The organism is Pseudomonas fluorescens (assembly GCF_005938625.1).
Taxonomy (GTDB): domain Bacteria; phylum Pseudomonadota; class Gammaproteobacteria; order Pseudomonadales; family Pseudomonadaceae; genus Aquipseudomonas; species Aquipseudomonas fluorescens_BD.
In genome coordinates, this window is record NZ_VCNJ01000118.1 from 1 (window position 1) to 7,849 (window position 7,849).

Sequence of the window (7,849 nt, forward strand, 5' to 3'; positions counted from 1 at the left end):
TGCAGCCCGGGACGCTCTGCGTCCCAAAGCGGACGCAGAGCGTCCATTGAGGCATTCCCACGCAGAGCGTGGGAACGAGAATCTAGAACGGGAGACCACCATGCCGCGTTTCGCAGCCAACCTGTCCATGCTGTTCACCGAACAGGATTTCCTTGCCCGTTTCGACGCCGCCGCCAAGGCTGGTTTCAGCGGTGTCGAGTACCTGTTCCCGTACGACTTCAGCTCCGCTGAAATCAAAGCCAAGCTCGACGCCAACGGTCTGACCCAAGTGCTGTTCAACCTGCCGGCCGGTGACTGGGCCAAGGGCGAGCGCGGTATCGCGTGCCTGCCGGATCGGGTCGAAGAGTTCCGCGCCGGTGTCGATCTGGCGATCGCTTACGCACAAGTGCTGGGCAACACCCAGATCAACTGCCTGGCCGGTATTCGTCCGCAAGGCGTTGATGATGCAACCGTAGAAAAGACCTTCGTCGCCAACCTCAAATACGCCGCCGACAAGCTGCAAGCGGCGGGCATCAAACTGGTGATGGAAGCGATCAACACCCGCGACATACCGGGCTTCTACCTGAACAACACGGCGCAAGCCCTGTCGATTCGCGAACAGGTCGGCAGCGCCAATCTGTATCTGCAATACGACATCTATCACATGCAAATCATGGAAGGCGATCTGGCCCGCACCCTGCAATCGCATCTGGGCGAGATCAACCATGTGCAGCTCGCGGACAACCCGGGCCGCAACGAACCCGGCACCGGTGAAATCAACTACCGCTTCCTGTTCGAGCACCTCGATCGCATCGGTTATCAGGGTTGGGTGGGTTGCGAATACAAGCCGCTGACCACTACCGAAGCAGGCCTCGGCTGGCTGAAAACCCACAACGCAATCTGACGCAGTTCCCCTGTAGGAGTGAGCCTGCTCGCGATGAATTCACCTCGGTACACCTGATGTACCTCAGCGCCTGAATCGCGAGCAGGCTCACTCCTACATAAAAGCAACAGCTTCCCCCTATTTGCTTGAGCAAGACAAAAACAAGAGGATTTTCTCATGGCTAAAATCGGATTTATCGGCACCGGCATCATGGGCCACCCAATGGCTTCGAACCTGCAGAAAGCCGGTCACAGCCTGTTCCTGTCGGCGCACCACGACGCCGCCCCGGCCGACCTGGTTGCCGCTGGCGCCGTCGCTCTGGCCAACCCGCGCGAAGTCGCGCAGGAAGCTGAATTCATCATCGTCATGGTCCCGGATACCCCACAGGTAGACGACGTACTGTTCCGCGCCGACGGCGTTGCCGCAGGCCTGAGCAAAGGCAAAATCGTTATCGACATGAGCTCGATCTCGCCGACTGCCACCAAAGCCTTCGCTGCGAAGATCAACGAGAAAGGCGCGCAGTACCTCGACGCACCGGTTTCCGGCGGTGAAGTCGGCGCTAAAGCCGCAACCCTGAGCATCATGATCGGTGGCGACGCCGATGCCTTCGAACGCGCTCTGCCGCTGTTCCAGGCCATGGGCAAAAACATCACTTTGGTCGGTGGCAATGGCGACGGTCAAACCGCTAAAGTCGCCAACCAGATCATCGTCGCCCTGAACATTCAGGCCGTCGCTGAAGCCCTGCTGTTCGCCTCGAAAAACGGTGCTGATCCGGCCAAGGTGCGTGAAGCGCTGATGGGTGGTTTCGCCTCCTCGAAGATTCTTGAAGTGCACGGCGAGCGCATGATCAAAGGCACCTTCGATCCAGGCTTCCGCATCAGCCTGCACCAGAAGGACCTGAACCTGGCCCTGCAAGGCGCCAAAGAGCTGAACATCAACCTGCCAAACACCGCCAACGCCCAGCAAGTGTTCAGCACCTGCGCGGCCATCGGTGGCAGCAACTGGGACCACTCGGCGCTGATCAAAGGTCTGGAACACATGGCCAACTTCTCGATTCGCGACAACAAATAAGCCATTGCCCCACCGCTTAAAACCTGTGGGAGCGAGCTTGCTCGCGAAGAGGGCGTTTCAGTCGACATGGATATTGACTGATCCACCGCTTTCGCGAGCAAGCTCGCTCCCACAGGGATCTCTACCGCCCTTTCGAATAACAAGAATTCCGGGAGCCCGCCATGTCGGTCGATCCGCAACAACTGCTGCGCGAGCTGTTTGCCACAGCCATCGACGCGGCCCATCCGAACCAGGTCCTCGAAGCCCATCTGCCTGCCGATCGTACCGGCCGGGTGATCGTCATCGGTGCCGGCAAAGCCGCCGCCGCGATGGCGCAAGTGGTCGAGAATTGCTGGGAAGGTGAAGTGTCTGGCCTGGTTGTGACCCGTTACGGTCACGGCGCCCCGTGCGAAAAAATCGAAGTGGTCGAAGCCGCGCATCCGGTGCCGGACGCTGCCGGTCTGGCCGTGGCCAAACGCGTGCTGGAACTGGTCAGCAACCTGACTGAAGACGACCGCGTGATCTTCCTGCTCTCCGGTGGTGGCTCTGCCCTGCTCGCATTGCCGGCCGCAGGCATCACCCTCGCCGACAAGCAGTCGATCAACAAAGCCCTGCTCAAATCCGGCGCGACCATCGGCGAGATGAACTGCGTGCGCAAGCACCTCTCGGCGATCAAGGGCGGCCGTCTCGGCAAGGCCTGCTGGCCAGCCACTGTCTACACCTACGCAATTTCCGATGTGCCAGGCGACCTCGCCACGGTCATCGCTTCCGGCCCGACCGTGGCCGACCCAAGCACTTCCGCCGAAGCGCTGGCGATCATCAAACGCTATGGCATCGAGATCCCGGTTTCAGTGCGCAACTGGTTGCAAAGCCCAGAGTCGGAAACCGTCAAGCCCGGTGATCCGAGCCTCGCGCGCAGTCACTTCCAGTTGATCGCCCGTCCTCAGCAATCGCTGGATGCCGCCGCAGTGAAATGCCGTCAGGCCGGTTTCAGCACGCTGATCCTCGGCGACCTCGAAGGTGAGTCGCGCGAAGTGGCGAAAGTCCACGCCGGTATCGCCCGCCAGATCATCAACCACGGCCAGCCATTGGCAGCGCCGTGCGTGATTTTGTCCGGCGGCGAAACCACCGTGACCGTGCGCGGCAATGGCCGTGGCGGACGCAACGCCGAATTCCTCTTGAGCCTGACCGAGAACCTCAAAGGCCAGCCCGGCGTTTATGCGCTGGCCGGTGACACCGACGGCATCGACGGCTCGGAAGACAACGCCGGCGCGATCATGACCCCGGACAGCTACGCCCGCGCCGCCGCGCTGGGCCTGAGCGCCAGCGATGAACTGGACAACAACAACGGCTACGGCTATTTCGCGGCGCTCGATGCGCTGATCGTCACCGAGCCGACCCGCACCAACGTCAACGACTTCCGCGCCATTCTGATCCTTGAGAGCTGCAAATCATGACGCCTGATAAAAAGGTCAAAATCCTCGCCACCCTCGGGCCTGCTGTCGATGGCATCGAAGACATCCGTGAACTGGTCGAGGCCGGGGTGAATATCTTCCGCCTGAACTTCAGCCACGGCGATCACGCCGACCACGCCAAGCGCTATCAGTGGATCCGCGAAGTCGAGCGCCAGCTCAACTATCCGCTGGGCATTCTGATGGACTTGCAGGGGCCGAAACTGCGCGTCGGCAAGTTCGCTGACGGCAAGGTGCAACTGCATCGCGGTCAGGCATTCCGTCTGGATCTGGACGCGACGCCGGGCGATGAGCGCCGGGTCAATCTGCCGCATCCGGAAATCATTGCCGCGCTGGAAGCGGGCATGGATCTGTTGCTCGACGACGGCAAACTGCGTCTGCGCGTGGTCACCAAGTACGACGATGCGATCGATACCACCGTGCTCAACGGCGGCGAGTTGTCGGACCGCAAAGGCGTCAACGTGCCACAAGCGGTGCTCGACCTCAGCCCGCTGACCGCCAAGGATCGTCGCGATTTGAGCTTCGGTCTGGAACTGGGCGTGGACTGGGTCGCGCTGTCGTTTGTGCAGCGTCCGCAAGACATCGTCGAAGCCCGTGCACTGATCGGCGACAAAGCCTTTTTGATGGCGAAAATCGAGAAGCCGTCAGCGGTTGAGCAACTGCGTGAAATCGCTGAGCTGAGCGACGCGATCATGGTCGCTCGCGGAGACCTCGGCGTTGAAGTACCGGCCGAAAGCGTGCCGCAGATTCAGAAAAACATCATCACCACTTGCCGTGAACTCGGTAAACCAGTGGTGGTGGCGACGCAGATGCTGGAATCGATGCGCTTCTCCCCTGCTCCGACCCGCGCTGAGGTGACGGATGTTGCCAACGCCGTGGCCGAAGGCGCTGACGCGGTGATGCTGTCGGCGGAAACCGCGTCCGGCGAGTACCCGCTGGAAGCCGTACAGATGATGAGCAAGATCATTCGCCAGGTGGAAAACGGCCCGGACTATCAGACTCAGCTCGACGTCAGCCGGCCGAAAGCTGAAGCGACTGTTTCCGACGCGATCAGCTGCGCGATCCGGCGTATCAGCAACGTGCTGCCGGTGGCGGTGCTGGTCAACTACAGCGAATCGGGAACGTCGAGCTTGCGTGCGGCGCGGGAACGGCCGAAAGCGCCGATCCTCAACCTGACGCCGAATCTGCAAACCGCGCGTCGTTTGAGCGTGGCGTGGGGGATTCACTCGGTGGTTAACGATCGCCTGCGTCAGGTCGACGAGGTTTGCTCGACCGCGCTGGAAATCGCCCAAGCCCAAGGCATGGCCGAGCGTGGTGACACGCTGCTGATCACGGCGGGAGTGCCGTTCGGGCAGCCGGGATCGACCAACTCGCTGCGGATTGAAACATTAATTTAGCGCCTGTACCGGCCTCTTCGCGAGCAAGCTCGCTCCCACAGTTGATTTGTGTGCATCACAAACTCAATGACTGAACAAAGATTCAATGTGGGAGCCAGCCTGCTGGCGAAGAAGGCAACTCGGTTTCACTGACTTTCAGAACTGCCATGCCTGCCAATCATTTCAACACCCACTGCCCCGACTGGGCCGAGGCTTTGCTCAACGGTTTCAGTCAAATATTCCTCCAGCGCCATCCGCTGTGCGGCCTGCTGTGCCTGTTGGCGATCCTGCTGACAGCACCGGTGCTGTTCGCCGGTGCGCTGCTCGGTGCCGTCGCCGGTTTGCTCACCGCGCAACGGCGCAACTACGCCAAGGCTGATCGCCAGGCTGGACTGTTCAGCTACAACGGCATCTTGCTTGGCCTGCTGCTGAGCCTGTATTTCCCGTGGTCGCCGATGCTGCCGCCGCTGATTCTCGCTGCTGGTGGCTTGAGCGCGATGGTCACGCAGCAGTGGCTCAAACACGTGTACAGCAGCCGCTCCATACCGGCCTACACCTCGCCATTCGTGGCCATGAGTTGGGTTCTGCTGCTGTTCGCCGAACCGTCGGCGCCGATGGCACACGTCGAAATGAACACGCTGAACCTGCTCGCCGCCGAACTGCGCGGTTTGGGCCAAGTGATGTTTCTCGGTCATCCACTGGCCGGCGCGCTGATCGCCGCTGGTTTGCTGATCGCTGATCGCCGGGCGTTTTGCTGGGCAATGCTGGCCTCTGCCATCGGCCTCAGTTCCAGCTTGCTGCACCACGAAACCAGTGCTGCGCTGGCAGGCCTGGGCAGCTACAACGCCGTGCTCGCCGCCCTCGCCTTCTCGTCGCAACGCCAACAACCTTGGTTGCCGCTGCTTGCCATCGTCCTCGCGCTGCTGGTCACGCCGTTGTTTGCAGCGGTTGGCCTCGCCACTTTGACCGCGCCGTTCATCCTCGCCGGCTGGCTGATCCGTGCAGGCATCCAGATGCTCGGCAAAACGCCGGTCGAGCGTACGCCTTGCGCTCACGGGGAGAATCAACCTAGGCTGCGCTGATCTTTGATTCAGGCGTTTTCCATGGACAGCAGCAACAATTGGCGCGAACGGCTCTACGTCATGATTTTCCAGAGCGACACCCTCGCCGGGCGTCGCTTCGACGGCATCCTGCTGTTGATCATCCTCGCCAGTCTGGTGATCGTGATGCTCGACAGTATCGACAGCATTCACCAGAACTACGCCGACGTGCTGGCCTACATCGAATGGGGCTTCACGATCATCTTTCTCGGTGAGTACATCCTGCGCCTGTACTGTTCGCCCAAGCCGTTGCGCTACGCCTTCAGCTTTTACGGGCTGGTGGATTTGCTGGCGATCGTGCCTGGCATCCTCGCCCTGTATTACAGCGATGCGCAGTACCTGCTGATCATCCGGATCATCCGCATGCTGCGGATTTTCCGCGTGCTCAAACTCAGCCCGTACCTCAAACAAGCCAATTACCTGATGTCGGCGCTGCGCGGCAGCAAGCAGAAAATCGTCGTGTTCTTGGTCAGCGTCTGCACCCTGGTGACGGTGTTCGGCACTTTGATGTACGTGATCGAAGGTCCGGAGCATGGCTTCACCAGCATTCCCAAAGGCATCTATTGGGCTATCGTCACGTTGACCACCGTGGGTTTCGGCGACATCGTGCCGAAGACCCCGCTGGGCCAAGTGATTTCGTCGCTGGTGATGATCACCGGTTACTCGATCATCGCTGTACCGACCGGGATTTTCACCGCCGAGCTGGCCAACGCCATGCGCGGTGAACAGCTACAACACGACTGCCCGGTGTGCAAGAAAAACAGCCATGAACACGGCGCCGCGTTTTGCTCGCGATGCGGCAATGCATTGTTCAAGAAACTGGAATAAGCAAAGAGCTTTTTAATCTTTAAACGACTATGCGCGCCCCGTTATAGTCAGTGGCAATTGAACATCACCCCCTGCTCCTACACAGATAAAACAAGGAATGCGCAGTGAAAAAACTCTTTGGCGCCTCACTTCTCGCCGCCGGCCTGGCCTTGGCCAACATCGCTCAGGCAGCCCCGACGCTGCTCAACGTTTCCTACGACGTGATGCGCGATTTCTACAAGGACTACAACACTGCGTTCCAGAAACACTGGCAAGCCGAGCACAACGAAAACATCACCGTACAGATGTCCTTCGGCGGTTCGAGCAAGCAAGCGCGTTCGGTGATCGATGGTCTGCCGGCTGACGTCATCACCATGAACATGGCCACCGACATCAACGCCCTCGCCGACAACGGCAAACTGGTCCCGGAGAACTGGGTCACCCGTCTGCCGAACAACAGCGCGCCGTTTACTTCGGCCACTGTGTTCATCGTGCGCAAAGGCAACCCGAAAGCCCTGAAAGACTGGCCGGATCTGCTCAAGGACGGCGTGCAAGTGATCGTGCCAAACCCGAAAACCTCGGGTAACGGCCGCTACACCTACCTGTCGGCCTGGGGTTATGTACTGAAAAATGGCGGTGACGAGAACAAAGCCAAGGATTTCGTCGGCAAACTGTTCAAGCAAGCGCCAGTGCTCGATACCGGTGGCCGCGCGGCGACCACTACCTTCATGACCAACCAGATCGGCGACGTGCTGGTGACCTTCGAAAACGAAGCGGAGATGATTGCCCGCGAGTTTGGTCGTGATCAGTTTGAAGTGATCTACCCGAGTGTTTCGGCTGAGGCCGAGCCGCCGGTTTCCGTGGTTGATAAAGTGGTCGACAAAAAGGGTTCGCGTGCAGCGGCGGATGAGTACCTGAAATACCTGTGGTCGCCGGAAGGTCAGGAAATTGCGGCGGCAAACTACCTGCGTCCACGTGATCCGGCGGTGCTGGCGAAGTACACCGATCGTTTCCCGAAAGTTGATTTCCTTTCGGTTGAGAAGACCTTCGGCGACTGGCGCACGGTGCAGAAGACTCACTTCAATGATGGTGGGGTTTTCGATCAGATTTACAGTGGGCAGTAAGGTTTAAGCCGACATGAAAAAGGCGACCCGCTAAGGTTAATGCCGATCAGTTAAGCCT

General features: G+C 59.8%; 7 protein-coding genes. All 7 read left to right on the forward strand.

Features of this window, described 5'->3' with window-relative positions; translation table 11 throughout:
* The first annotated feature begins 100 nt into the window (after positions 1–100).
* The 7 genes from hyi to FGA82_RS31945 all read left to right on the forward strand — a co-directional run bounded on the left by hyi (position 101) and on the right by FGA82_RS31945 (position 7,791).
* The gene (hyi, locus tag FGA82_RS31910; RefSeq protein WP_122661516.1) at positions 101–883 is read left to right on the forward strand and encodes a hydroxypyruvate isomerase; all 783 of its coding nucleotides are present in this window, start codon (positions 101–103) and stop codon (positions 881–883) included.
* A gap of 156 nt (positions 884–1,039) precedes the next feature.
* A complete protein-coding gene (locus FGA82_RS31915) occupies positions 1,040–1,933 on the forward strand; it encodes a 2-hydroxy-3-oxopropionate reductase (RefSeq protein ID WP_007919937.1) in 894 nt (297 codons plus the stop codon).
* Positions 1,934–2,094: 161 nt separating this feature from the next.
* Positions 2,095–3,369, forward strand: a complete 1,275-nt coding sequence (locus FGA82_RS31925) for a glycerate kinase type-2 family protein (RefSeq protein ID WP_141130150.1) — start codon at positions 2,095–2,097, stop codon at positions 3,367–3,369.
* Positions 3,366–4,781 carry a pyruvate kinase gene (pyk, locus tag FGA82_RS31930; RefSeq protein ID WP_122600273.1) on the forward strand — a complete coding sequence of 472 codons (1,416 nt, stop codon included), beginning with the start codon at positions 3,366–3,368 and terminating at the stop codon, positions 4,779–4,781. The genes FGA82_RS31925 and pyk overlap by 4 nt, the downstream gene beginning before the upstream one ends.
* 146 nt (positions 4,782–4,927) lie before the next feature.
* Positions 4,928–5,842, forward strand: coding sequence for an urea transporter (locus FGA82_RS31935; RefSeq protein ID WP_141130151.1), 915 nt, complete (start codon positions 4,928–4,930; stop codon positions 5,840–5,842).
* Positions 5,843–5,863: 21 nt separating this feature from the next.
* Positions 5,864–6,688, forward strand: a complete 825-nt coding sequence (locus tag FGA82_RS31940; RefSeq protein ID WP_141130152.1) for an ion transporter — start codon at positions 5,864–5,866, stop codon at positions 6,686–6,688.
* 104 nt (positions 6,689–6,792) lie between these two features.
* Positions 6,793–7,791, forward strand: coding sequence for a sulfate ABC transporter substrate-binding protein (locus FGA82_RS31945; RefSeq protein ID WP_034151535.1), 999 nt, complete (start codon positions 6,793–6,795; stop codon positions 7,789–7,791).
* Positions 7,792–7,849: the final 58 nt, after the last annotated feature.